Source organism: Streptococcus sciuri (genome assembly GCF_024814375.1).
Taxonomy (GTDB): domain Bacteria; phylum Bacillota; class Bacilli; order Lactobacillales; family Streptococcaceae; genus Streptococcus; species Streptococcus sciuri.
Genome location: NZ_JANUXX010000003.1, coordinates 25,053 through 50,465, shown reverse-complemented (window position 1 = coordinate 50,465; position 25,413 = coordinate 25,053). Strand labels below are relative to the sequence as shown.

The following is a 25,413-nucleotide window of genomic DNA, read 5'->3' as shown; positions in this document are numbered from 1 at the left end:
GCTAGTTACTCTTTTTTGGTACTACTCAGATTCAGTGCTAGAGCTTGTGGATTCACTGGTTGAGCTAGAACTTATAACAGTTTCACTCAACTGCAGATAGCTTGGAGCATTGAAGAGGCTTTGTGTGGACTTATTCCCATTTTGGCTGTATAAGCTCGTTGATTTATTACCGAGTTTCTTTTCGATAGTTCCCATTTTGCTCATTGCCTTAGTGTAGTTCAATTTGCTAGTGTCAACAGTCTTTAGCCCATTATCTGTATCAAAGCGAAGCAGGTCACCTGTTTGAATTTCATCGCTGATTTTCAGTTGTTCAGTCGTAGCTTCACGGATAGCTTTAACTTTTTCAGCTGTGGTATTATCAGGATTGGTAATTTCAGTCCCATTTTTGGTGTAGTAGAGTTGTCCTCCATAGCTAGTGTATTCTGGTGTGATAAAATAACCGGAGGTACGAAGAGCTACAATTTGACTATTTTGTGGTGAGAGCAAGTCCTGTCCAACCATCGTATAGCTTTTGGTGTCAATTCCTAAGAGATGTAGAAGAGTTGGCAGAGCATCCACTTCGCCTCCGTAAGTTTCATTAATCCCACCTTCTGTATAGCCAGGAATATGAATCATATACGGTACACGCTGCAACATTGCATTGTCATAGTCTGTCCATGTTTCAGAATTTTTTCCAAGAAGTGGTGCTAAGCTGGTATTACGTGAATTTGAGATACCATAGTGATCGCCATACATGATGATGATAGACTTTTCATAGAGTCCAGATGCTTTCAGATAGTCAAAGAAAGCGTGTAGCGCAGAATCTAGATAGTTGGCTGTTGAAAAGTAACCATTGATGGTTTCATCGTTTGTCTTAGCAAGTGGGAAGCCTTTTTCCTTAGCATCACCATCAAGACTGGTATATGGGAAGTGGTTACTAACCGTAATGAACTTAGCATAAAACGGCTGTTGCATATGTTCTAGGTACTTGATAGAGTCTTTAAACATGTATTTGTCATTAAGACCATATTGAAAAGAGTTTTTCTTGGTTAGTTTTGAAAGATAGCTAGAGTCAAAGAAATAGTTATATCCCCATTGCTTATAAGCATTGTTACGATTCCAAAAAGTTCCTACATTTCCATGAAAAACAGCGCTTGTATAGCCACCGTTTTGTGCTAAGATATTTGGCGTGGCAAATTGGGTGTTTTCCCCACCATAATTGACCATAAAAGAGCCACTGCTTAGCCCAAAGAGGGAATTTTCCATCAATGTCTCAGCGTCAGAGGTTTTTCCTGCCTTAACTTGGTGGAAGAAATTAGAAAAAGCAATCGTTTCGTTTGAGTGATAGAGTGAGTTGATAAAAGGAGTTACCTCATATTCTTTATCATCAACCTTGAGCTTGTAATCAATCAAAAATTGTTGGAAACTTTCTAGATGAATAACAATAACATTACGTCCTTTAGCAATGCCATAATATTTAGGATTAGGTGCTGCGTAATGCTTTGCAACGTAAGCTTTGGCTTGTTTGAGCTCTTTAGCAGTTGATTGGCTCCGCTCTTTTTGTGCTTGGTAGGTCTGATTACCACTGTAAGCAGTAAACATCGGAAGACCTAAGGCACGAACCAAGTAGACGTTTGAGAAACTTCTCGTTAAAAGCTCAGGGCGATCAATTTCTGCTAAAAAGAGATTAACCGAAAAGAGCATACCAGAGAGTGCCGTAACAGCAAAGCTCGCACGTTTATTGAAAGGGCGCTGATCTGTTTGGATTTTCTTAGTAGCAAACAGAGCGATTAAAATGATATAGTCTAAGATATAGATAATATCGGTGATGCGCATCAGATTGAGTGCAGAATCTCCCAGTCCCGTCGATGTTTTAGAGCTTGCTAACATAGCGTTAACTGTCAAGAAATCTGAAAATTCCCTGTAATAGATGGCATTAGCAATTAGCAGAAGATTGAGCAAGGTGTATATAATCCATGTTGCGGTGTAGAAAATCTTTGTTTTCTTTACATAAAGAGACAACCCTACAAAGAGTAGAGTTAGTGGAATAGGATTGAAAATGGATAAGAGAACTTGGTAAATATTTTCAAGTCCTAAACTAAAATCAGTGTGATAAGCCCACATCGTCTTTAGCCAATAACATAGGACTAGTGTCAAAACAAATCCTAGACGTGTACTTAAAACTCCGAAAAGTGTTTCTTTTATTTTTTTCAAAATAGGAACATCCTTATGCTATCAATTTCCTAAAGTTAAAATCTCAAACATGATTATAACATATTTTTGAGAAAGTTATCATTTGAAATTGTAAATTAGGTGGGAAAATAGTGGAATTTTTGTTATAATAGAAAGCATGAGTAAACTATTTGTCGATGCTAGTGTGCAAAAAAAGATTGCAAACGGCGTCCAGCTTCTTGATAAACACGATATAGCTAATCATTCGTTAGCCAATCAGTTGGTCTTTCTTTATTCATCGTCTGCTTTTTTGGGAACAGCTTATTTATCTGAACAGCATAAAGGCATGGGGTGGTTTTTATCGCCAAAAGCGATAAAACTTGATGTAGCCTATTTTGTAGAGTTGTTTGAAGCAGCTCGAAAGAAGCGACATTCTTATGAAAACGATACTCAAACAACTGCTTATCGTCTTTTTAATCAAGATGGTGATAACTTTGGTGGCTTGACAATTGATCGCTATGGAGATTATGCTTTGTTTTCTTGGTACAATGTCTTTGTTTATGAAAACAGACAGGTTATTATCAAAGCTTTTCAATTGGTTTTTCCCGATCTTGTTGGGGCTTATGAAAAAATTCGCTTTAGAGGACTTGACTACGAGAGCGCTCATCTTTATGGACAGGAAGCACCTGAGACTTTCACGATTTTAGAAAATGGTGTAGCTTATAGTGTTTTTCTCAACGAAGGACTTATGACGGGTATCTTTCTTGATCAGCACGAGGTTCGAGCTAACTTGATTGATGGTCTTGCGATGGGAAAACGTCTGCTTAATATGTTTTCTTATACGGCCGCTTTTTCTGTGGCGGCAGCCATGGGTGGTGCGTATGAGACAACATCTGTTGATCTTGCTAGACGTTCTCGTGACTTATCGAAAGCGCATTTTTTAGCAAATGGTCTTACTTTAGAAAATCATCGGTTTGTGGTGATGGATGCTTTTGATTACTTTAAATACGCCCAAAGAAAAGGACTGTGTTTTGATGTGATTATCCTTGATCCGCCAAGCTTTGCGCACAATAAAAAGCAAACGTTTTCTGTCGCTAAAGATTATCACAAATTGGTTTTCCAAGCTTTAGGGGTGTTAGCACCAAAGGGGTTATTGATTGCCTCTACAAACGCAGCAAATGTCAGTCAAGTACAATTTAAAAAGCAATTGGAAAAAGGTTTTGGAGATATCAGACATACTTATTTAGATTTTAAGACTTTGCCTGCTGATTTTGTTAGCAATAAAGCAGACAGAAAAAGCCAGTATTTAAAAGTCTTTACAGTGGAGGTTGAGCAATGAAAATAGTAGTACCTATAATGCCCCGTAGTTTGGAAGAAGCTCAGACCATTGATGTATCTCGCTTTCAAGGTGTTGATATTATAGAGTGGCGTGCAGATATGTTATCAAAAGATGAGATTGTGGCAGTTGCCCCAGCTATTTTTGAAAAGTTTGCTGGTCATGAAATTATTTTTACCATAAGAACTAGCAAAGAAGGAGGGCATCTCACACTCACAAGTGAGGAATATATAGAATTGATTCGTGAGATTGATACTATTTATCATCCTGATTATATTGATTTTGAATATTACTCTCATAAGGAAGTTTTCCAACAGATGCTTGATTTTTCAAATCTTGTGCTTTCTTATCATAACTTTGAGAAAATGCCAGAGAATATCATGGAAATTTTTTCAGAGTTGACCTCACTTACTCCTCGTATGGTAAAGATTGCCATTATGCCAAAGACAGAGCAGGAAGTGCTTGATTTGATGAATTATACACGTGGTTTTAAGAGTATTAACCCAGAACAGGAGTTTGCGACTATGTCTATGGGAAAATTGGGGCGTATTTCTCGTTTAGCGGCTGATTTAGCAGGCTCTAGTTGGACTTTTGCAAGCCTTGACCAACCCAGTGCGCCTGGGCAAATTTCTCTTAATAATATGAAAGTTATTCAGGAGGTATTAAATGAAGATTGATGGTCATACTCGTCTAGCAGCGGTTGTAGCAAGACCGATAAAACATTCGATTTCACCTTTTATTCATAATTATGCTTTTGACAAGACTGGTATCAACGGTGTTTACGTTGCTTGGGATGTTCCTGAAGAAGATGTTGTAGCTAGCCTAGATAATATCAAGCGCTACGACATGTTTGGAGTGAACGTTTCTATGCCTTATAAACAAACGGTTCTGCCTTATATGGACGAGCTAACAGAGTCCGCTCGGTTGATTGGTGCGGTCAATACAGTCATCAATCGTGATGGTCGGTTGATCGGTCATAATACAGATGGTATTGGCTTTTTTAGAAGTTTATCGACTTTTGCAGACTTTGATGTAAGAGACAAAACGATGACTATTTTAGGTGGAGGCGGTGCGGCTACAGCGATTATTGCACAGGCTGCTCTTAATGCTGCTAAAAAAGTAACCATTTTTAATCAAACATCTTTCTTAGAAAAAACGCAATCCTATGCTCAAATGATTGCAGAAAAAACTGGCGTATTGCTTGAGGTTTTACCAATTGAAGACCTTGATATGATTGAAGAAAAAACAGCTCAATCGCAACTTTTGGTCAATGCCACTAGTGTTGGTATGGATGGTAAATCTATGATTGTCAAATCTGACATGACTTTCCCAGCTAATCTTTTGGTTGCTGACGTCATCTATCAGCCGTTTGAAACACCCTTTTTAGCTTATGCTAGAAAAAAAGGACTAACTGCCCTTAATGGTTTAGGTATGCTTCTTTTTCAAGCAGCAGAAGCTTATGAAGCTTGGACAGATGTTACAATGCCGACTAAAGATATCTGGAAAGCACTGACCGAAACTTACGATGTACACTAATCCTTTAGAACTAGGAGGAATAAGATGCTCTTACATGTTGATTTACCACAGAGTCCGTATGATATTGTTATTGAGCATGGCAGTCTGTTAAGAGTGGGACAATGGGTTAAGAGTCTTTGGAAACCACAAAAAATAGTCATTATTACAGACAACCATGTCGGACGTCTCTATGCTGAAAAAGTTAAGTTGAGTCTAGAAGATTCAGGATTTGAGGTAGCTGTTTTTGATTTTTTAGAGGGTGAGGCTCGTAAAAATTTAACGACAGTTAATAAAGCCTATGAATTTCTTACAAAGACAGGTATGACTAGAAGTGATGGTATTGTGGCGCTTGGTGGTGGCGTAGTTGGTGATCTTGCAGGCTTTGTAGCTTCTACTTATATGCGTGGTATTCACTTCCTTCAAGTTCCAACTAGTTTGACTGCACAAGTGGACTCATCTATTGGTGGTAAGACTGGAGTTAATACACCATATGCTAAAAATATGGTAGGGACTTTTACACAACCAGACGGTGTATTGATTGATCCTGACACACTTCAAACTCTTGGAAAACGTGAGTTGATTGAAGGAATGGGCGAAGTCATTAAGTATGGTTTGATTAATGATACTGAATTATGGGATGAATTGAAACGTATGGATGGTTCTATCGATAGTATCCTTGAGCATGCAGAGAGTATTATTTACCGCTCTTGTAATGTTAAACGTAAAGTCGTTGTAGAGGATGAGCTTGATAACGGTGTTCGTCTATATCTTAACTTTGGGCACACCATCGGGCATGCTATTGAAGCAACAGCAGGTTATGGTCAGGTTATGCACGGTGAGGCTGTAGCAATTGGCATGGTTCAGATGGCACGTGTAGCGGAGAAAAAAGGCTTGATGCCACAGGGGATGACAAAATCTATTTGTACGATGTGTGAAAAGTTTGGACTACCGATAAGCTATGATCCTTGGGATATTGAGATTCTCTATACAGCTTTGACACATGATAAAAAAGCACGAGGTAAAACCATAAAAACAGTTATCGTACCTGAGTTAGGACGTGCAGCAATCCATCAGATTCCACTAGAAGAGATGAAAGAATATTTGGAGAGATAACATGAGATATTTAACGGCAGGTGAGTCACATGGTCCACGCTTGAGTGCTATCATTGAAGGAATTCCGTCTGGACTTTCCTTGAGTGCTTCTGATATTAACAGTGACTTAAAGCGTCGTCAAGGAGGTTATGGACGTGGAGGACGTATGAAAATAGAGTCTGATCAGGTTGAAATCACCTCTGGTGTTCGTCATGGTAAGACAACAGGAGCTCCTATTACCCTTCATGTCATCAATCGTGATCATCAAAAATGGCTAGATATCATGGCAGTTGAAGATGTAAAAGATAACCTTAAAAGTAAACGTAAAATCACCCATCCACGTCCAGGACATGCAGATTTAGTTGGAGGAATGAAGTATCGTTTTGAGGATTTGCGCAATTCTCTAGAGCGTTCTTCTGCTCGAGAAACCACTATGCGAGTTGCCGTTGGTGCAGTTGCTAAGCGTATTTTAGCAGAATTAGATATTGAAATTGCGAATCATGTAGTCGTTTTTGGAGGTAAGGAGATTGATGTTCCAGACAATCTAAGTGTAGCAGAGATTAAAAATCGTGCTAGCCAATCAGAGATTTCTATTGTCAATCAAGATCGTGAACAAGAAATTAAAGACTATATTGACCAAATAAAAAGAGATGGCGATACTATCGGTGGTGTTATTGAAACAGTAGTTGGTGGTGTCCCAGCTGGTCTAGGATCTTATGTGCAATGGGATAAAAAGTTAGACGGCAAACTTGCTCAAGCAGTTGTCTCTATCAATGCTTTTAAGGGTGTTGAGTTTGGCGTTGGCTTTGAGGCTGGCTATCTTAAAGGAAGCCAAGTCATGGATGAAATTTTGTGGGATAAAAAGGAAGGCTATACACGTCGTACCAATAATCTTGGCGGTTTTGAAGGTGGAATGACAAATGGACAACCACTTATTATTCGTGGTGTTATGAAGCCAATACCAACATTGTATAAACCGTTGATGTCTGTTGATATTGAGACGCATGAACCTTATAAAGCAACGGTTGAGCGCTCAGATCCAACAGCACTACCAGCAGCAGGAGTTGTTATGGAGTCTGTTGTTGCAACTGTTCTTGTCACAGAGATTTTAGAGAAGTTTTCGTCAGACAATATGGAGGATTTGAAAGTAGCTGTAAGTGATTACCGCACTTATCTAAAAAATTTTTAATTTAAATGAAAAACAAGGAGGTAGTATGGATCATAAAGTCATTTATGTGGCAGGCTTGGGACTTATTGGAAGCTCTGTAGCACTTGGAATAAAGCGTGATCATCCTGACTATACTATCTTAGGTTACAATCGTTCGGAAAAGTCACGTCAAATTGCCCTTGAGCGTGGAATTGCAGATGAGGTGACAGATGATTTCACGAGTTTTGCACCTTTAGCAGATGTTATCATCTTAGCTGTTCCCATCAAGCAAACTATCGCTTTTATAGAGGAGTTGTCACGTCTTTCTCTCAAGAAGAATGTTCTTATTACAGATGCTGGTTCAACTAAATTTGAGATTGTCAAAGCAGCGGAACACAATTTCAGACATCAGCCCATTCGTTTTGTTGGCTCTCATCCTATGGCAGGTAGCCATAAGTCAGGCGCTATCGCTGCAGATGTCAATCTTTTTGAAAATGCTTACTATATCCTTACTCCTACCTCGCTTACGACAGAGGAAACTATTGAGGAACTCAAAGGGGATTTATCAGGATTACGTGCACGTTTTATTACGATTGATGCAGCAGAGCATGATCGTGTTACTAGTCAAATCTCTCATTTTCCACACGTTATTGCGGCCAGTCTCATGGAGCAGGCAGGTGAATATGCTAAAGAGCATGAGATGACCAATCATTTTGCAGCAGGTGGATTTAGAGATATGACGCGTATTGCAGAGAGTGAGGCTGGCATGTGGGCTAGCATTCTTTTGACTAATAAAGAGTCTGTCTTAGACCGTATTGAGGATTTTAAGCAGCGTTTAGATAGTGTCGCAGATAAGATAAAAAATCAAGATGTTGATGGTATTTGGCAGTATTTTAGTCATGCTAAGACCATTCGTCAAGAAATGGAAATTCACAAACGTGGAGGTTTGGACAGTTTCTACGATATTTTTATCAACATTCCTGATGAGGAGGATGTCATTCTTACGATTTTGGAATTGTTACGTGGGACATCTTTGGTTAATCTTCGTATCAATGAGAAGAATCGTGATGATATTCATGGAATCTTGCAGATTTCTTTTAAAAATGCTAAAGATCAAGCCCATGCTCAAAAGGTCATTGAAAGACACACACACTATAAGGTAATGATTCAATAATATTTTAGGAGGTTTCTATGTCTAATATTTATGATGTTGCTAATCAGCTAGAGCGTGAGTTACGTCAACTACCAGAATATAAGGCTGTCTTAGAAGCTAAATTAGCTATTGCTGATAATAGTGATGCAAAGAACTTGTGGGAGGAATTTACGAAAGTACAGTCCCATCTTCAAACGGTAGTGCAGTCTGGCCAAACACCGACTCAAAAAGAACAAGAAAACTATAAAGCACTTCTTGAGAGTTTTGATAATAATGCACAACTAAAAGCCTATCTCAATGCGCAACAGCGATTATCCGTTTATGTTGCAGATATTGAAAAAATCATTTTTGCCCCTTTGCAAGAGTTACAATAAGCAAAAGTAACACCTTTTAAGATGTTGCTTTTTGTAAATATAACTGTCATAGCAAAAAATTGTGCACTATCTATTTTTGTGTTAAATTAGAACGAAAGCAAAAAGAATGAGGAAAATTATGGTAAAACAATATGATTATATCGTTATCGGTGGTGGTAGTGCTGGGAGTGGAACCGCTAATCGTGCAGCTATGTATGGTGCTAAGGTACTCTTGATTGAAGGTGGGCAGATTGGGGGAACATGTGTTAATGTGGGATGTGTACCTAAAAAAATCATGTGGTATGCAACTCAAATATCTGAGTCGTTTCACAAATACGCTAGTGATTATGGTTATGATATAAAGAGCAGTCTGTTTTCTTTTAGTAAACTAAAAGAAAGTAGAGATAGTTATGTCACACGGGCTAGACAGTCTTATGCAAACAATTTCAAACGTAATGGTGTTGAGAGGCTTGATGGTTTTGCGACTTTTGTGGATAATCATACGGTGAGTGTTAGTGGTGAACTCTACACTGCTCCACACATCACCATCGCTACAGGAGGGCATCCACTCTATCCCAATATTTCAGGAAGTGATCTAGGTGAGATATCTGATGATTTCTTTAATTGGGAGAGTTTGCCGCACTCTGTTCTTATTGTCGGAGCTGGTTATATTGCAGCGGAGCTAGCTGGTGTTTTAAATGAACTGGGTGTCAAAACAGTTCTTGCCTACCGTAGAGAGCGTATATTACGTGACTTTGATAGTATGTTGTCCAAACAGATTATGTCTGAAATGGAGAGTTCTGGCATTACCCTGTATCCAACATGTATCCCTAAATCTTTGAGGCAAACGGAGCGTGGCACTCTCTTGTTTGAAGCAGAAAATGGCGAGACCATCGAAGTAGAGCGTGTGATTTGGGCGATTGGTCGTGGGGCAAATACACAAAATATTGGACTTGAAAATACTGATATCAAGCTGACAAAAGATGGTTATATCAAAACAGATGACTATGAAAATACTTCTGTTTCTGGTGTTTATGCTATTGGAGATGTTAATGGTAAGATTGCTTTGACTCCGGTTGCCATTGCTGCAGGTCGTAAACTCTCAGAGCGACTTTTTAACCATAAAACTAATGAAAAGTTAGATTACACCAATGTTCCTTCTGTGATTTTTACGCATCCTGCGATTGGGACGGTCGGCTTATCAGAAGAAAAAGCGGTAGAAATGTATGGCAAGGATAATATCAATATTTATACCTCAAGCTTTGCCTCTATGTATACCGCTGTGACTGATAATCGTCAGTTGGTGAAGATGAAATTAGTGACATTTGGAAAAGATGAAAAAGTTATAGGACTTCATGCCATTGGTTATGGTGTTGATGAGATGATTCAAGGTTTTGCAGTCGCTATTAAAATGGGTGCTACAAAGAAAGATTTTGACAATACCATCGCTATTCATCCAACTGGGGCAGAAGAATTTGTCACTATGCGTTAAAGAAAAGAGCTGGATAAGTCTAGCTCTTTTTTGATTTAAAAAAATACTCTCTTATTTCAGAGATAAAATAAAGTGAGCCTGTCATGACGTAAAGTGTATTAGGGTTATATTGCGCTTTTTGAAACCACTCTTTAAAGTTAGTTACTCTAGGATAATATTTTGGATAATTCTCTAGTGATTCAGCTTCGTAAAAAGAAAAGCTAGTGACTGATACACTGTAATCTGAAAGAAGGTTAAGTAGCTTTGCGAGAGGTTTTCTGCGAAGCCCTGCAAAGAGAATAGCAACAGAGCGATTTGGATATTGGCTAGCCAGCCAGTCACGCAAGCTTTTGATACCACCTTCATTATGTGCTCCATCAATAACCAAATTATCAAGCAGCCATTCTGTTCGTCCCTTAACCTGTACTTGACTTAGAGCTTTAGGATAGAGATAAAGGTTGAGTTTTGGGAAATGTTTTTTTAAGATAAGTGACGTCATGATAGCCAATCCAGCATTGTTTTGCTGATGCTGACCTGCCATAGAGAGTGTGATATGGTTTAAGGATAAGTCGTGATAAAGAAAGTCAAAAGAGTATTGATGTCGTATTAACTGAAAGTCTTGTCCTAGCTCAAAAGTAGATGAGTGCAATTCTTTAGCTTTATCATAGAAAACATCTCTAGCTTCTTTTGGGAGATTACCAAAAATCAAAGGTACATAATCATCTAAGACACCAACTTTTTGTTTTGCGATTTGAGCTAAGCTAGTCCCTAATATTTCTGTATGCTCAAAGCTAATGGATGGACAAACAACAGCTTGTGCGATAAAACAGTTAGTGGCGTCATGTAATCCGCCAATCCCTGCTTCAACGATAGCAAGATCAACCTTTTCTTTAGCAAAATAAGCAAACATCAAAGCAGTAATCAGCTCAAACTCCGTTACTCGATCGTAGCATCTTTCTATATTTTTTAAATGTGGTTTTATCTCTTTACACAGTTTTTCAAGATCATTATCAGCAATAGGTAAACCATCAATTGCTATGCGCTCGTTGAAGTGAGTGATATAAGGTGAGGTGAAAGTACCACACCGATATCCACTAGTGGTAAAGAGTGCCTGTAAGTAAGCGGTGGTTGAGCCCTTACCATTTGTTCCAACAACATGAATGAGGGGCATTTGTTTTTGAGGATTGCCCATAAAAGATAGTAGAGTGAGTAGGCGCTTTTTATCAGGACGTCGTCCATTTGCTTTATAGGAATGAATCCAGTTAAGTGTATCTGTTATCATAAGTTTTAATAATCAAAAAATGCTGAAAAACCATTTGATGATTCAAATGGTTTAAGTTTAAGAGTTCGCTGTACCTGCGGTGCTGTCATCTACATCAGAAGTTGTTGTACTTGGTACAGTCGCATCGTTACTACTTGCTTGAGATGCAGACGAACTGACAGTTGCATCACTAGATGCCGTTGTATTATCTGAGGTGTAGGTTTGTTTGTCTTCGTCATCTGTGACGTGATTATTGGTTGTAGCACTGCTAGAAGATGTGTTTGTATTGCTGTTAGCATCTTTTTCTTTGATAATGACAGTCTTAGTGGTTGACGTACCACTAGAAGATTTTGCTTTTGAGTTGTTTATAGCATTGTTAATCGTAATACCTGCAACAATAATACTCAAAATACTACCGATAAGTGCTACAGTTTTTTGAAGTGCTGAAAATCCGGTCTTGATATGTTTTGCTGGTTTTTTGAGAGATTGAGTAGTTCTTTTTGTGTTTTTATTTTGTCTTGAATAATGTTCTGACATGAGAAGATACTCCTTTAAGACTGAGAGGCCAGTCAAGATAATTTTGAAAATAATCCTTAACTTTCAATGATAAGAGAAAGTCTATTTTCATTATATGATTTTTCGATAAAAAAAGCGATCAAAAACTTCATTTTAAAATGCTGACCGCAGTCTCAGGATATGTTATAATGATAAGGATTAACGAGTTTGACTCGCAAAAGATTTACATCGAGAAGAGATAAAAAATGATATATTTTGATAATGCTGCAACGACACGTCCCTATGATGAGGTTTTAAGAACTTATCAAGAGGTAGCAACGAAAATTTTTGGCAATCCTTCGAGCCTTCATCACTTAGGAAGTAATGCGACTCGTATCCTTGAGGCGAGTCGCAAGCAAGTAGCGGATTTACTTGGTGTGTCATATCATGAAATTTTTTTCACATCAGGTGGTACTGAGAGTGATAACTGGGCGCTAAAAGGGGTGGCGTTTGAAAAAGAGCGGTATGGGCGTCATATTATCGTGTCAGATATTGAACATCCAGCAATCAAGGAATCTGCTAAATGGCTTAGTGAACATGGATTTTTGGTGGACTATGCACCAGTGGATAGTCGTGGGTTTGTTGATGTAGCGGCATTGGCTGAACTCATCACACCGGAGACTATTCTCGTATCTGTCATGGCGGTCAATAATGAGGTTGGCTCTATTCAACCTATAAAAGCAATTTCAGAGGTTTTGGATGATAAACCAACTGTTACTTTTCACGTAGATGCTGTGCAGGCTATCGGCAAGATTCCTGTTAGTTGGTATCTCACCAGTCGTGTGGACTTGGCGTCATTTTCATCACATAAGTTCCATGGTGTACGTGGCGTTGGGATTCTTTATAAAAAAGAAGGTAAACGCCTTGCTCCGCTTCTTACAGGCGGTGGGCAAGAACATCATCTAAGATCAACGACAGAAAATGTTGCAGGTATTGCAGCTAGTGCACGTGCACTGCGTATGGTATTTGATAAGGAAGAAATTGCTCTTGCTAAGATTTCTAAGATGAAGCAGGTGCTTCTCCAAGCGTTAGGAGAGTTTGATGGTGTGCATCTTTTTTCAGGCAATCAAGACTTTGCCCCTAATATCATCACTTTTGGACTCAAAGGGGTACGTGGTGAAGTTATTGTGCATGCTTTTGAAGAGCATGATATCTACGTCTCAACAACTTCTGCTTGCTCCTCAAAAGCAGGCAGACCAGCGGGTACTCTGATGGCTATGGGAGTGCCACAAAAAGAAGCTCAAACAGCAATTCGTATCAGTTTAGACGATGATAATGATATGAGTCAAGTAGAGCAATTTTTGACGATTTTTAAACATATTTATACGAAAACACAGAAAGTTAGAAAGTAGTATGCAGTATTCTGAAATTATGATACGCTACGGCGAATTATCAACCAAGGGTAAAAACCGTATGCGCTTTATTAATAAACTTAAAAGCAATATGAAACATGTTTTATCTGTTTATCCAGATGTGACCGTACAAGCTGAACGTGACCGAGCTCATATTTACCTTAATGGTACAAACTATCAGCCAGTAGCAGAGTCGATTGAGCAGATTTTTGGAATTCAAGCTTTTTCACCTGTTTATAGGGTGGAAAAGACGGTATCAGCTATCAAAAAGGCAGTTCAAGATGTCATGTTATCTATTTATCAAGAGGGGATGACCTTTAAAATTACAGGAAAGCGTAGCGATCATACCTTCGAGCTAGATAGTCGTGAGCTCAATCAAATCATGGGAAATGCTGTTTTTGATGTTTTGCCACAGATAAAAGCACAAATGAAACAGCCTGACATCAACCTTAAGATTGAAATTCGAGAAGAAGCGGCTTATCTTTCTTATGAAAATGTTAAGGGAGCAGGTGGTCTTCCAGTAGGAACGGCTGGGCGTGGTATGTTGATGTTGTCCGGTGGCATTGATTCTCCTGTTGCAGGATATCTTGCGTTAAAACGTGGGGTCGATATTGAAGCTGTGCATTTCGCTAGTCCTCCCTACACCAGCCCAGGTGCGCTAAAAAAAGCGCAAGAACTCACTCGTAAGTTGACTAAATTTGGTGGGAATATCCAATTTATTGAAGTACCATTTACTGAGATTCAAGAGGAAATTAAAGACAAAGTCCCTGAAGCGTATCTTATGACCCTGACACGTCGTTTTATGATGCGTATTACAGATCGTATCAGACAAGAGCGTGGTGGTCTTGTGATTATCAATGGTGAGAGCTTAGGACAAGTTGCCAGTCAAACTTTGGAATCTATGCAAGCCATCAATGCTGTAACAACAACGCCTGTTATCCGTCCAGTAGTGACCATGGATAAGCTTGAGATTATTAATATTGCTCAAAAAATAGACACTTTCGACCTTTCGATACAACCGTTTGAGGACTGTTGTACGATTTTTGCACCTGATCGTCCAAAAACGAATCCTAAAATTAAAAATGTGGAGCAATATGAAGCACGCTTGGATATTGAGGGGCTTGTTAATCGAGCTGTTTCAGGCATTAAAATCATAGAAATCACACCACAAGCTACCGATGATGCGCTTGATGAATTGATTGATGATTTACTATAATGTAGACAAAAAAGCTTGGAAAAACACCAAGCTTTTTTACAATTCATAAGGTAACAAGATAGTCTCAATTCCGCTTTCGTCGATTAGATAGATAGTGCGAGGAAAGAAAGGATCAAAAGTGACCATATAGTCAAAAACAATACTGATGTTGCTATTATCATCAACGTATTGAATAGAGAGTTTGTTTCCATTTTTAATCAAGTGGAAAGTCAATTGTTCATCAAGTGATACCACACCCTTTAAATAATTATCCAAAATATCCCAAATCGTATTAATCAAATCATGTGATAATGATGTCGCAACCCCAAAACTCGTATAGCGTTCACGTGTATTATCAAATGCCATAAGTCCCTCCTTTTAAAATAATAAAGAGACTGAGATATCTCTCTAGCCTCTTTGTCAACTTTAACGATTCTTCAGTCCAAGATAACGTTTGTACCAAATGTTGATGTAGGCTGAAGAAAATGGTCCTTTTTGGTTGTTAATCCAATCCACTAAGATTTTGACATTTTCCTTTAAGATGTAATCAATATCTGCTGAGTATCCCATCTTGCGTTTGTGAGATTCATATTCATCTACATCTAGCAATTTTTTCTCACCATCTGCAAAAACCTTGACATCAAGATCATAATCTATATACTTGAGAGCCTCCTCATCAAGAAGATAAGGACTAGCCAAGTTGCAGTAGTAGGAAATCCCATTATCTCGTATCATGGCAACAATATTGAACCAATACTTCTTGTGAAAGTAAACGATAGCAGGTTCACGCGTTACCCAACGCCTGCTATCACTTTCGGTGACTAGAGTATGGTCATTAACACCGATGAGAGCATTTTCTGTTGTTTTTAGTACCATCGTATCGCGCCATGTGCGGTGCAAACTGCTATCATGTTTATAACTTTGAATTGTAATAAAGTCGCCTTCCTTGGGTAATTTCATGGCTTACCAACTTTCTACAATTAAAACTTATCCTCTATAGTCTACCATAATTTGACAAAAATCGCACCTTTGAGAGCATGATTATCAGAGATTTCTTAAAGATTATAGCAGATACTGATTAATAATCTCTCAGATGGCATTTGATGTCTGCGTAATCGTAGCCTTTTCGCATGAGTGCTTGAATGAGACGTTGTTTGAGCTCATAGCCGTCATAACGTCTGCTATACTTACGATGGAGTTTGTAGAGATCTCGCTCGATAAGTGTTATTTCTTGGCTTTCATCTCGCTCAAGATCTAAGTTATCGACAGCTTTTTTAGCTTCTTGATAAGAAAAACCTTTGGTGGTTAAGCTCTGCTTAATTTTTGTCTTGAGTGCATTTACCGGTAGTTTGTCCTGATATTTTTTGACCAGTTTTGTAGCGACTTTTTCGAGTACTGGGCTGAAATCTCTATCTGTCAAGGCTTCTTCGATAATAGATTGATGAATTCCTTTTTGCTTTAGTTTTTGCTGGAGGACATATGCCCCCTTATCACCAGATGTTAATCTTTGTTCAATAAAAGTATTGGCATATCTAGCATCGTTAAGCCAATTTTCTTCCTTAAGATTGTTGATAACTTTGGTAATGACGCCTTCATCAACCTTGTACTTGAGCAAGTAATCACGAGTCTCCTTTTCAGTACGGGGTCTGAAAGACAGAGCATGGAGAGCTAGATTTTTACCGTAGGAAAATTGTGCAAAGTCCTTGATATGTTCTAATTCATCTTGACTGATAACTTTTTCCTTACTAAGAAAAAAACGAACAACGGTGTCTTCGGTGATGTAGAGACGTTCAGTATCATCTAATTCTAGGAGGTAGAGTCGTTTCTTTTTTTCAAGCTTTGTAATCTTCATATGAGTCCTTTAAAACGATTTCTTGTCTTTATTTTAACACAAATTGTCCAATTTCTCATTGTCTAGCAATGTGGAATGATAACTCCTGTGTCTCGAATAGTTTTTTGAAGCGCCAATGAATTAGATGACAATGTGATAAATCTCTTTAGAGCTACTTCTTTTATTGAATTAAATGGCACGTTAATTTCCGACAGTGTTAAGGGATTAAAGATTTTTGCATTAAGTATATCAGAGGTTGTTGAATTATTGAAATGTATTAGGCAAGAAAAAATCTTTTTAGCTGTTAATAATCATTATAAAGACTCAATTCGTCAAATCTTAAATTGTTGGAGAGATGAAATTTTAGCAGAGATTTTCTAAATATTACCATAAAAATTGTAGATATTGAATTAATGTGAAATATAAATTAGATGGAAACCTCAAAATAGATAAAATTAAAGAGATGTCTTGAAAAAGATTAGATTATTTTAAATAAGTGTGATAAACATTTAGAAAGGCATTCGAAATGAAAATACACTTTTCCTCGATTCAAAGTTCTAAAGATAGGCTTACTAGCTTATAGGAATGATTGTTTATATATGATAATTGGACTGCTGGGTGATGTGTGGTATAATGGCAGTATGAATGTAAAGGTAAAGCAAAGAATTCCGCTAAAAATTAAGCGGATGGGAATTAATGGAGAGGGAATCGGTTTTTACAAAAAGACTCTCGTTTTTGTGGAGGGTGCTCTGGCAGGAGAGGATGTTTATTGTCAGATTACAGATGTCAAACGTAATTTTGCTCAAGCACGTCTCTTGACGATTAACAAATCTTCCCCTTATCGTGTGCAACCATCTTGCTCGATTTATGAAATTTGTGGTGGTTGTCAGATTATGCATTTGCGCTATGATCAGCAGCTTGTTTATAAGGATGATGTCATTAGACAAGCGATGAAAAAATTTAAACCTCAGGGTTATGAGTTGTATGACATTCGTCCAACGATTGGAATGGATAATCCTTGGCATTATCGTGCCAAGTTGCAGTTTCAGACGCGCTATTTTGGAGGTAGTGTCAAATCAGGTCTTTATCAGCAGGATTCTCACCGCTTGGTTTCATTAACGGATTGTTTAGTGCAAGATGAGTTGACACAGGCTATTGTCAATCGTATTACGCAACTCTTGGATAAGTACCACCTTCCGATTTACAATGAACGTAAGATTGCTGGAATACGCACGGTCATGATACGAAAGGGGCAAGCAAGCAATCACATTCAGTTGATTTTTATCACAAGTAAGATTCTTGATCTAGACGATGTTATTGCAGAATTGACTCAAAAATTCCCTCAGATAAAAACGGTAGCTTTCAATCTAAATACCAGCAAGTCAAGCGCTATTTATGGGGATAAGACCACCATTCTTTGGGGAGAAGAAACAATCACAGAAGAAGTGTTGCATTACAGTTTTGAATTATCACCGAGAGCTTTTTATCAGCTCAACCCCAAGCAGACTAATCGTCTCTATAGCGAGGTCGCTAAAGCCCTTGATATCTCACCTAGTGATCGGCTGATTGATGCCTATTGTGGTGTGGGAACAATTGGTTTTATTTTTGCAGACAAGGTAGCAGAAGTTCGAGGAATGGACATTATCCCAGAGGCGATTGCTGATGCTAAGGAAAATGCTAAAAAGTTAGGTTTTAAAAATACTTTTTATGAAGTAGGCAAAGCAGAGGAAATAATTGCTCACTGGTATCAAATGGGCTACTGTGCAAATGCGTTAATCGTGGATCCGCCACGGACAGGACTAGATGATAAACTGCTCAAAACTATTTTAGATATTCAACCTGAAAAAATGGTCTATGTCTCCTGTAATGCTTCAACACTTGCGCGTGATCTTGTAACATTAGCAACTGTTTATAAGATTGACTATATTCAGTCTGTAGATATGTTTCCTCATACTGCTAGGGTTGAGGCTGTAGTGAAACTACAAAAAAGGAATGAAGATAAGAATGAATAAACCATTTTGTGTAAGAATGGAGATTTACATAAAATAATCGGTGGAGTTGTTATTTTTAATCGATGATAAATTGGGTGAAAAATAATAGATGAGGAGAATAAAGAAAAAGTATTTTCCTTTTTTATTTTTAAGCGAAATGCTAAAAATTTTGTCAAGATTTTTTGAAATAGTGGTATAATATTTACTTGAAAGCTTAGAGAGGAAAACAATGAAAAAATACAAGCAATTTTTTAAACAGAATATTGATTACGGTCTGTTGCTGCCAGTCTTTTTTTTGATTTTAATTGGCTTGATTGTCATCTATATAGCAACAACTAATGATTACCCAAAGACAGTAATATCCGTGATGGCGCAACAAGTTGTTTGGATTTTGCTTGGTGGAGGTCTGGCTTACTTAGTCATGATGTTTAAAACCTCTTTTTTATGGAAAGCAACACCATATCTTTATGTGTTAGGGCTTTTACTGATGATTCTTCCCTTGATTTTTTATAGTCAGTCTTTGGTAGCTTCGACTGGGGCGAAAAACTGGGTAACGATTGCTAATACCCCTTTATTTCAGCCCTCAGAGTTTATGAAAATTTCTTATATCTTAGTGATTGCAAGGGTGACAGTCTGGTGGCGTCCTAAGTTATTTGCATCAGACAATTTGAGAGATGACTGGTTGTTTCTTCTTTTTTATGGATTGGTAACTCTGCCTGTTATGATTTTGCTGGCTTTGCAAAAAGATTTAGGAACAGCGATAGTCTTTATGGCTATTTTAGCAGGTGTAGTCTTGCTCTCTGGAATTTCGAGTCGCATTTTAATTCCGATGATTATGGCAGTGTTAGTTATTGTCTCTGCTTTTTTGATTATTTTTCTCATTCCTGGAGGAAAGGAATTTCTCTACAAGATGGGAATGGACACCTATCAGATTAATCGCTTATCAGCATGGTTTGATCCTTTTAAATATTCTGAGAGCATTGCTTATCAGCAAACGCAGGGTATGATTTCCATCGGTAGCGGAGGAGCGTTTGGAAAAGGTTTTAATGTTTTAGATTTATCAGTTCCTGTACGCGAAAGTGATATGATTTTTACTGTGATTGCTGAGGATTTTGGATTTTTAGGTAGCAGTATCATTTTACTTCTCTATTTACTTCTTATTTACCGTATGCTTTTGGTTACCCTAAAGTCCAATAATCAGTTTTATACTTTTATCTCAACTGGTTTTATCATGATGATTAGTTTTCATATTTTTGAGAATATTGGAGCTGCGCTTGGTATTTTGCCACTGACTGGTATTCCTTTACCTTTTATTTCAAAAGGGGGAAGTTCTCTGATTAGTAATATGATTGGCATTGGATTGGTTCTTTCAATGAGTAATCAAAATCTTTTGAATGAGTATTATTACCAGAAAAAACATTAAAAAAGCTAGGAAAACCTAGCTTTTTTAATGTTTTACAAACTAAAATCAATAACTTTACGCCCTTGTATACGTCCGTGTTCCATATCCTCAAAGACTTGCGGAGCACTATCTATTGGGACTTTTTCAACCACAGGAACAACCAATCCCTGTGCACCAAAGGCAAAAGCTTCTTCTAAATCTTTACGTGTACCAACTAGTGAACCGACCACACGAATGCCATCAAGAACTGCTTTGACAATGCTTAATTCCATATATTCTGATGGGAGACCAACAGCAACAACCGTTCCGCCGGCACGTACGCTATCTACTGCCTGATTGAAAGCAACTTTAGAGACAGCAGAGACGACAACACCATGACACCCACCCGTTTTTTCTTGGATGTAGGCAGGGACATCTTTGATGTCATGCCCATTAACAATCAAATCAGCGCCCACTTCTTTGGCTAAATCAAGCTTGTCTTGATTGATATCAACAGCAACAACATGAGTATTAAAGACCTTTTTAGCGTATTGGACAGCGAGGTTTCCAAGTCCTCCAACGCCATAAACAGCTATCCATTGACCAGGAGCTGCACCAGATTCTTTAATGGCTTTATAGGTGGTGACACCAGCACAAGTGATGGAAGAAGCCTGTGCAGGATCTAAACCTTCAGGAACTTTGACAGCGTATTCAGCAGTTACTACAGCGTACTCGCTCATACCTCCATCGACACTGTAGCCGGCATTTTTGACAGAACGGCAAAGTGTTTCGCGTCCAGTCGTACAATATTCACAATGACCACATCCTTCAAAGAACCACGCAATAGAAACACGGTCACCTATTTTTAACGATGTGACTCCCTCACCGAGCTTTTCGACAATCCCAATGCCTTCGTGCCCTAAAATACGCCCTGGAACTTGACCAAAGTCACCATGTGCAACGTGCAAATCGGTGTGACAGACACCACAATATTCAACTTTGACCAAAGCTTCACCATAACCTATTTCAGGTATGTCGTGTTCGACAACCTCAACTCCAGTGCTGTTTGGGTTTACAACGACAGCTTTCATGATAATACCTCCTTATATAAACCACTTTGGAATCGCTTACAAATATATTGTATATCTTTTCACAAAGTTTGTCAACCTTTTTCTGTATTTCTTAAAGAAAAAGACACGTAAATTTTTGGGAAATTAGTATCGAAATCCACTATTTATATAAAATATGGTATAATAATAGGTATGTATTATGACGATTATATTTGGGATTTAGGTGGTACGCTATTAGATAACTATGAGTTGTCAACCCAAGCATTTATTGAAGCTTTAGCATCTTTTGGATTGAGTGCTTCTCATGATGAGGTCTATCGTTATCTTAAGCAATCTACTGCAGTAGCGATTGCTCATTTTATCCCAAAAGAAAACAAATTTTTGCAACTTTATAGGGAGAATGAAGCAAAGCGATTAGAGCATCCCATTTTGTTTTCAGGAGCCAAGGAATTGCTCACAAAGATTGTGGCTTCTGGTGGGCGCAATTTTTTAGTGTCACATCGTGATAAACAAGTTATCTCTTTACTTGAAAAGACGGGAATATCAGCTTATTTTACAGAAATAGTCACTTCTGAAAATGGTTTTGCTAGGAAACCCAGTCCTGAAAGTATGATTTATTTAAGAGAAAAATATCACATAACAAATGGTGTTATGATTGGTGATCGTAAGATTGACTGCCAAGCTGGAGAAGCGGCAGGTTTTGCGACTTTATTAGTTGATGGGAAAAAATCCTTAATGGAGATAGTAAGATAATGACAAAAGAAAAAATAGAAGAACGTGCACAAGAATATAACGCTAGCCAGATTCAAGTTTTAGAAGGACTAGAAGCTGTTCGTATGCGTCCAGGGATGTATATTGGTTCAACCTCGTCAGAAGGTTTACATCATCTTGTGTGGGAAATCGTGGACAACTCTATTGACGAGGCGTTAGCAGGTTTTGCAACCCATATCGAAGTTATTATTGAGTCTGATGATTCAATCACTGTTATTGATGATGGGCGTGGTATCCCAGTTGACATTCAAAAAAAGACGGGACGCCCTGCTGTTGAGACGGTCTTTACCGTGCTTCATGCTGGTGGTAAATTTGGTGGAGGTGGCTACAAGGTTTCTGGTGGTCTGCATGGTGTGGGCTCATCTGTTGTTAATGCCTTATCAACCCAGCTAGATGTGAAAGTTTACAAGAATGGACACATTTATTTTCAAGAGTATAGGCGTGGGCAAGTGGTTTCAGATTTGGCAGTTATTGGTGAGACGGATCGTACAGGAACAACTGTTCATTTTACACCTGATAGTGCTATTTTTACAGAAACAACGACTTATGACTTTGTAAAATTGGCAAAGCGTGTTCAAGAACTTGCTTTTTTGAATCGTGGGCTTAGAATTTCTATAACGGATAAGCGTCAGGGAAAAGAGCAGACACAGTCTTTCCACTATGAGGGGGGGATAGCTTCTTATGTTTCCTTTATCAATGAAAACAAGGAGCTTATCTTTGCAGAGCCGATTTATACAGATGGTGAGATGGATGGCATCACAGTTGAGGTGGCTATGCAGTACACGATGAGTTACCACGAAACGATTATGAGTTTTGCCAACAACATCCATACCCACGAAGGAGGGACACACGAGCAAGGTTTTAGAACTGCTTTGACACGTGTTATCAATGACTACGCTAAGAAAAATAGACTCTTAAAAGAAAACGATGATAATCTAACGGGAGACGATGTTCGCGAGGGCTTGACAGCAGTTATCTCGGTAAAACATCCTAATCCACAGTTTGAGGGACAAACGAAAACTAAATTGGGTAATTCTGAAGTAGTGAAAATTACTAATCGTCTCTTTAGTGATGCTTTTAGCCGCTTTTTACTTGAAAATCCTCAGATTGCTAAAAAAATTGTTGAGAAAGGAATTCTTGCTTCAAAGGCACGTATCGCTGCTAAACGTGCACGCGAAGTGACGCGTAAAAAGTCTGGTCTAGAAATTTCAAACTTACCTGGAAAATTAGCTGACTGCTCATCAAATGATGCTGCTCAAAATGAGCTTTTCATTGTCGAGGGAGATTCAGCAGGTGGATCAGCCAAGTCTGGACGTAACCGTGAGTTTCAAGCCATTTTGCCTATCCGAGGGAAAATTCTCAATGTTGAAAAAGCCAGTATGGATAAGATTTTGGCAAACGATGAAATTAGAAGCCTCTTTACTGCTATGGGAACTGGATTTGGTGCAGACTTTGATGTGACAAAAGCACGCTATCATAAGCTTGTTATTATGACAGATGCCGATGTTGATGGGGCTCATATTCGTACACTTTTACTGACTCTTATTTATCGTTTCATGCGTCCTGTTCTTGAGGCTGGTTACGTTTATATTGCCCAACCACCGATTTATGGTGTCAAGGTAGGAAGTGAAATTAAAGAGTATATTCAACCGGGAAATAATCAGGAACAAGAACTACAAGCGGTCATTGAACGCTATAATAATGGTCGAACTAAACCCACTGTTCAGCGCTATAAAGGTCTTGGGGAGATGGATGACCATCAATTATGGGCGACTACCATGGATCCTGAACATCGTCTAATGGCACGTGTATCTGTGGATGATGCGGCAGAAGCAGATAAAATTTTTGATATGCTGATGGGAGATCGTGTGGAGCCACGTCGTGAGTTTATCGAAGAAAATGCTGTTTATAGCACTCTCGATATTTAATACTAAAGTTTTTTGAAAAAAACAGGGAAATATGGTATAATCGTAGACGTTCATTTTAGTAAAAAACGCTGCATAAAAAAATAAAAGTAGCCTATGTTTTATAAGGCTACTTCATTATGATGAAGGAGAAACTCATGTCTAGCGGACTTATCTTGCTGCTGGTAGCTATTGTCCTTATTGTGGTAGTAGCTTATCTAGCAGGAGTGATTCTACGTAAGCGTAATGAATCACTCATCTCTAACCTTGATGATCGCAAGCAAGCTCTACTTGATTTGCCAGTTCAAGACGAAATTGATTCGGTGAAAGCACTCCATCTCATAGGTCAAAGTCAGACGACCTTTAGAGAATGGAGTCAAAAATGGTCAGATGTTTCTAAAAATGTCTTTCCCGAAATTGAAGCACATGCCTTAGAGGCAGAAAATTTCAATAATACTTTTAATTTTATTAAAGCAAAGCATGAAATTGACAATGCTGATAGCCAACTCACTCTTGCTGAAGAGGATATTGCTGCCATCCGTGAAGCTCTGTCCATCTTAAAAGAGCAGGAAGAAAAAAATAGCGCACGTGTGACACATGCACTCGACTTGTATGAATTGCTTCAAAAAAATATCAAGGAAAATGAAGATAATTTTGGCACAACCATGCCAGAAATAGAAAAACAGCTGAATAACATCGAAGCGGAATTTTCACAGTTTGTCACTTTAAACTCAACAGGTGATCCCTTGGAAGCTTCAGAAGTGTTAGATCGAGCTGAAGAGCATACGATTGCGCTAGGTCAGATTTCTGAACAAATCCCAGCGATTGTCGCCAAGCTAGAGGATGATTTTCCTGATCAGATGGATGATTTAGAAAATGGTTACAAACACCTTCTGGAGGCTAACTATCATTTTCCTGAAAAGGATATTGAAGCACGTTTTCAAGAAGTTCGTGATGATATTCGAGCAAATGGTTCTGAGTTAGTGACACTAGATCTTGATCGTGCGCATGAGGAAAATGAAAGCATTCAAGCTAAGATTGATGCACTTTATCAGCTTTTTGAGCGTGAAATAGAGGCACAAAAAGTCGCTAGGCGTGACAGTAAACGTTTGCCAAAATATCTTGCACATGCTAAGGAAAATACGACGAAACTAGAAAAAGAGATTCATCGCTTATCTATTCGTTATATTCTAACAGAAAATAATAACTTGACTGTCCGTCCTTTCGTACGTGAGCTGGGAACTATCGAGCATGATGTTATACCATTTGTGACTTCCTTTGAAAAAGCTGATAAGCCATTTTCAGAATTACAAGTCCTTTTTAATAAGGCTTTGAAAAAGCTTGGTGAAGTTGAAAATGAGCAGATGGATCTTTATCACGAGATTCAGGATTTGAAAAAAATCGAAGTAATGGCTAGACAAAATGTTGATGACTACATCAATCGTCTGTATGTTATCAAACGTTTCATGGAAAAACGTAATTTACCGGGAATTCCTCAAGATTTTATGAGTCTTTTCTTTACAACAAGTTCACAATTAGAAGCTCTGATGGATGAGTTGAGTCGTGAACGCATTGATATTATGTCGGTGAGCCGTTTGTCTGAAGTAGCAACAAATGCCATTCATAATCTGGAAGAATCTGCCTATCAGGTTGTGCAAGATGCCGTGCTTACAGAGCAATTGCTTCAATATTCAAATCGTTACCGTAGTTTTGAACCTAGTATTCAGCAAAGTTTTGAGCATGCGCTCAGATTGTTTGAAGTGGATAATAACTACGCTGCGTCTTTTGATGAAATTTCAAATGCGCTGGAACTTGTAGAATCAGGTGTGACGGATCGCTTTGTTAGCTCTTATGAAAAAACACGTGAGAGAATATTTTTATAAT

The 25,413-nt window shown here is 38.3% G+C and carries 22 protein-coding genes; 15 read left to right on the top strand and 7 right to left on the bottom strand.

Annotation, left to right across the window (positions count from 1 at the left end; all coding sequences use genetic code 11):
- Window positions 1–21 precede the first annotated feature (21 nt).
- On the bottom strand, window positions 22–2,193 hold the full coding sequence (locus NXS10_RS03520) for an LTA synthase family protein (protein WP_259137734.1): 2,172 nt from the start codon (window positions 2,191–2,193) through the stop codon (window positions 22–24).
- 136 nt (window positions 2,194–2,329) lie between these two features.
- Between NXS10_RS03520 and NXS10_RS03515 the strand changes: the two genes are divergently transcribed.
- The 8 genes from NXS10_RS03515 to gorA all read left to right on the top strand — a co-directional run bounded on the left by NXS10_RS03515 (window position 2,330) and on the right by gorA (window position 10,239).
- Complete coding sequence (locus NXS10_RS03515) at window positions 2,330–3,490, top strand: class I SAM-dependent rRNA methyltransferase (RefSeq protein ID WP_259137732.1); 1,161 nt, start codon at window positions 2,330–2,332, stop codon at window positions 3,488–3,490.
- Window positions 3,487–4,164 (top strand): type I 3-dehydroquinate dehydratase, encoded by a 678-nt coding sequence (gene aroD / locus NXS10_RS03510; protein ID WP_259137730.1) that lies wholly within the window; start codon window positions 3,487–3,489, stop codon window positions 4,162–4,164. The genes NXS10_RS03515 and aroD overlap by 4 nt, the downstream gene beginning before the upstream one ends.
- Window positions 4,154–5,023 (top strand): shikimate dehydrogenase, encoded by an 870-nt coding sequence (locus NXS10_RS03505; protein ID WP_259137728.1) that lies wholly within the window; start codon window positions 4,154–4,156, stop codon window positions 5,021–5,023. Before aroD ends, NXS10_RS03505 begins: the two co-directional genes overlap by 11 nt.
- Window positions 5,024–5,047: 24 nt before the next feature.
- The gene (gene aroB, locus NXS10_RS03500; protein ID WP_259137725.1) at window positions 5,048–6,115 is read left to right on the top strand and encodes a 3-dehydroquinate synthase; all 1,068 of its coding nucleotides are present in this window, start codon (window positions 5,048–5,050) and stop codon (window positions 6,113–6,115) included.
- A 1-nt stretch (window position 6,116) separates the two neighbouring features.
- On the top strand, window positions 6,117–7,283 hold the full coding sequence (aroC, locus tag NXS10_RS03495) for a chorismate synthase (protein ID WP_259137723.1): 1,167 nt from the start codon (window positions 6,117–6,119) through the stop codon (window positions 7,281–7,283).
- Window positions 7,284–7,308: 25 nt separating this feature from the next.
- Window positions 7,309–8,415: a prephenate dehydrogenase gene (locus NXS10_RS03490; protein ID WP_259137721.1), complete on the top strand. Its 1,107-nt coding sequence runs from the start codon at window positions 7,309–7,311 to the stop codon at window positions 8,413–8,415.
- A gap of 17 nt (window positions 8,416–8,432) precedes the next feature.
- Window positions 8,433–8,768, top strand: coding sequence for a YlbF/YmcA family competence regulator (locus NXS10_RS03485; RefSeq protein WP_259137717.1), 336 nt, complete (start codon window positions 8,433–8,435; stop codon window positions 8,766–8,768).
- A 118-nt stretch (window positions 8,769–8,886) separates the two neighbouring features.
- Window positions 8,887–10,239, top strand: a complete 1,353-nt coding sequence (gene gorA / locus NXS10_RS03480) for a glutathione-disulfide reductase (RefSeq protein ID WP_259137715.1) — start codon at window positions 8,887–8,889, stop codon at window positions 10,237–10,239.
- A 19-nt stretch (window positions 10,240–10,258) separates the two neighbouring features.
- Here gorA and NXS10_RS03475 read toward each other — a convergent pair whose 3' ends face one another.
- Together NXS10_RS03475 and NXS10_RS03470 are read right to left on the bottom strand one after the other, a co-directional pair.
- Entirely contained in the window at window positions 10,259–11,500 is a 1,242-nt protein-coding gene (locus NXS10_RS03475; protein WP_259137713.1) for a bifunctional folylpolyglutamate synthase/dihydrofolate synthase, read from the bottom strand.
- 57 nt (window positions 11,501–11,557) lie between these two features.
- Window positions 11,558–12,016, bottom strand: coding sequence for a DUF6556 family protein (locus NXS10_RS03470; RefSeq protein WP_259137711.1), 459 nt, complete (start codon window positions 12,014–12,016; stop codon window positions 11,558–11,560).
- A gap of 224 nt (window positions 12,017–12,240) precedes the next feature.
- Between NXS10_RS03470 and NXS10_RS03465 the strand changes: the two genes are divergently transcribed.
- A complete protein-coding gene (locus tag NXS10_RS03465) occupies window positions 12,241–13,386 on the top strand; it encodes a cysteine desulfurase family protein (protein ID WP_259137709.1) in 1,146 nt (381 codons plus the stop codon).
- A gap of 1 nt (window position 13,387) precedes the next feature.
- Window positions 13,388–14,602 carry a tRNA uracil 4-sulfurtransferase ThiI gene (thiI, locus tag NXS10_RS03460; RefSeq protein WP_259137706.1) on the top strand — a complete coding sequence of 405 codons (1,215 nt, stop codon included), beginning with the start codon at window positions 13,388–13,390 and terminating at the stop codon, window positions 14,600–14,602.
- 36 nt (window positions 14,603–14,638) lie between these two features.
- Here the strand turns inward: thiI and NXS10_RS03455 are convergent, their stop codons facing one another.
- The 3 genes from NXS10_RS03455 to recX form a co-directional block, all read right to left on the bottom strand.
- Window positions 14,639–14,947, bottom strand: a complete 309-nt coding sequence (locus NXS10_RS03455; RefSeq protein WP_259137703.1) for a DUF960 domain-containing protein — start codon at window positions 14,945–14,947, stop codon at window positions 14,639–14,641.
- Between the two features lie 60 nt (window positions 14,948–15,007).
- Window positions 15,008–15,541, bottom strand: a complete 534-nt coding sequence (ntdP, locus tag NXS10_RS03450) for a nucleoside tri-diphosphate phosphatase (protein WP_259137701.1) — start codon at window positions 15,539–15,541, stop codon at window positions 15,008–15,010.
- A gap of 118 nt (window positions 15,542–15,659) precedes the next feature.
- Window positions 15,660–16,433 (bottom strand): recombination regulator RecX, encoded by a 774-nt coding sequence (recX, locus tag NXS10_RS03445; protein WP_259137698.1) that lies wholly within the window; start codon window positions 16,431–16,433, stop codon window positions 15,660–15,662.
- Between the two features lie 620 nt (window positions 16,434–17,053).
- Between recX and rlmD the strand changes: the two genes are divergently transcribed.
- Window positions 17,054–18,424 (top strand): 23S rRNA (uracil(1939)-C(5))-methyltransferase RlmD, encoded by a 1,371-nt coding sequence (gene rlmD / locus NXS10_RS03440; protein ID WP_259137695.1) that lies wholly within the window; start codon window positions 17,054–17,056, stop codon window positions 18,422–18,424.
- Window positions 18,425–18,632: 208 nt separating this feature from the next.
- On the top strand, window positions 18,633–19,826 hold the full coding sequence (locus tag NXS10_RS03435) for an FtsW/RodA/SpoVE family cell cycle protein (protein WP_259137691.1): 1,194 nt from the start codon (window positions 18,633–18,635) through the stop codon (window positions 19,824–19,826).
- 32 nt (window positions 19,827–19,858) lie between these two features.
- On the opposite strand, the gene adhP is transcribed toward NXS10_RS03435, so the two are convergent.
- Window positions 19,859–20,875 carry an alcohol dehydrogenase AdhP gene (gene adhP / locus NXS10_RS03430; protein WP_259137689.1) on the bottom strand — a complete coding sequence of 339 codons (1,017 nt, stop codon included), beginning with the start codon at window positions 20,873–20,875 and terminating at the stop codon, window positions 19,859–19,861.
- A 171-nt stretch (window positions 20,876–21,046) separates the two neighbouring features.
- Here adhP and NXS10_RS03425 point away from each other — a divergent pair, with 171 nt between their 5' ends.
- The 3 genes from NXS10_RS03425 (at window position 21,047) to ezrA (ending at window position 25,412) form a co-directional block, all read left to right on the top strand.
- Entirely contained in the window at window positions 21,047–21,607 is a 561-nt protein-coding gene (locus tag NXS10_RS03425; RefSeq protein WP_259137687.1) for an HAD-IA family hydrolase, read from the top strand.
- Complete coding sequence (gene gyrB, locus NXS10_RS03420) at window positions 21,607–23,553, top strand: DNA topoisomerase (ATP-hydrolyzing) subunit B (RefSeq protein WP_259137685.1); 1,947 nt, start codon at window positions 21,607–21,609, stop codon at window positions 23,551–23,553. Before NXS10_RS03425 ends, gyrB begins: the two co-directional genes overlap by 1 nt.
- Before the next feature lie 134 nt (window positions 23,554–23,687).
- Complete coding sequence (gene ezrA / locus NXS10_RS03415; protein ID WP_259137682.1) at window positions 23,688–25,412, top strand: septation ring formation regulator EzrA; 1,725 nt, start codon at window positions 23,688–23,690, stop codon at window positions 25,410–25,412.
- The last annotated feature ends 1 nt before the right edge of the window (window position 25,413 follow it).

Bases quoted from the DNA above. Each gene is read 5' to 3' on its own strand.
- NXS10_RS03515 (WP_259137732.1), top strand. From the start codon at position 2,330: ATGAGTAAACTATTTGTCGATGCTAGTGTGCAAAAAAAGATTGCAAAC.
- aroD (WP_259137730.1), top strand. From the start codon at position 3,487: ATGAAAATAGTAGTACCTATAATGCCCCGTAGTTTGGAAGAAGCTCAG.
- NXS10_RS03505 (WP_259137728.1), top strand. From the start codon at position 4,154: ATGAAGATTGATGGTCATACTCGTCTAGCAGCGGTTGTAGCAAGACCG.
- aroB (WP_259137725.1), top strand. From the start codon at position 5,048: ATGCTCTTACATGTTGATTTACCACAGAGTCCGTATGATATTGTTATT.
- aroC (WP_259137723.1), top strand. From the start codon at position 6,117: ATGAGATATTTAACGGCAGGTGAGTCACATGGTCCACGCTTGAGTGCT.
- NXS10_RS03490 (WP_259137721.1), top strand. From the start codon at position 7,309: ATGGATCATAAAGTCATTTATGTGGCAGGCTTGGGACTTATTGGAAGC.
- NXS10_RS03485 (WP_259137717.1), top strand. From the start codon at position 8,433: ATGTCTAATATTTATGATGTTGCTAATCAGCTAGAGCGTGAGTTACGT.
- gorA (WP_259137715.1), top strand. From the start codon at position 8,887: ATGGTAAAACAATATGATTATATCGTTATCGGTGGTGGTAGTGCTGGG.
- NXS10_RS03475 (WP_259137713.1), bottom strand. From the start codon at position 11,500: ATGATAACAGATACACTTAACTGGATTCATTCCTATAAAGCAAATGGA.
- NXS10_RS03470 (WP_259137711.1), bottom strand. From the start codon at position 12,016: ATGTCAGAACATTATTCAAGACAAAATAAAAACACAAAAAGAACTACT.
- NXS10_RS03465 (WP_259137709.1), top strand. From the start codon at position 12,241: ATGATATATTTTGATAATGCTGCAACGACACGTCCCTATGATGAGGTT.
- thiI (WP_259137706.1), top strand. From the start codon at position 13,388: ATGCAGTATTCTGAAATTATGATACGCTACGGCGAATTATCAACCAAG.
- NXS10_RS03455 (WP_259137703.1), bottom strand. From the start codon at position 14,947: ATGGCATTTGATAATACACGTGAACGCTATACGAGTTTTGGGGTTGCG.
- ntdP (WP_259137701.1), bottom strand. From the start codon at position 15,541: ATGAAATTACCCAAGGAAGGCGACTTTATTACAATTCAAAGTTATAAA.
- recX (WP_259137698.1), bottom strand. From the start codon at position 16,433: ATGAAGATTACAAAGCTTGAAAAAAAGAAACGACTCTACCTCCTAGAA.
- rlmD (WP_259137695.1), top strand. From the start codon at position 17,054: ATGAATGTAAAGGTAAAGCAAAGAATTCCGCTAAAAATTAAGCGGATG.
- NXS10_RS03435 (WP_259137691.1), top strand. From the start codon at position 18,633: ATGAAAAAATACAAGCAATTTTTTAAACAGAATATTGATTACGGTCTG.
- adhP (WP_259137689.1), bottom strand. From the start codon at position 20,875: ATGAAAGCTGTCGTTGTAAACCCAAACAGCACTGGAGTTGAGGTTGTC.
- NXS10_RS03425 (WP_259137687.1), top strand. From the start codon at position 21,047: ATGTATTATGACGATTATATTTGGGATTTAGGTGGTACGCTATTAGAT.
- gyrB (WP_259137685.1), top strand. From the start codon at position 21,607: ATGACAAAAGAAAAAATAGAAGAACGTGCACAAGAATATAACGCTAGC.
- ezrA (WP_259137682.1), top strand. From the start codon at position 23,688: ATGTCTAGCGGACTTATCTTGCTGCTGGTAGCTATTGTCCTTATTGTG.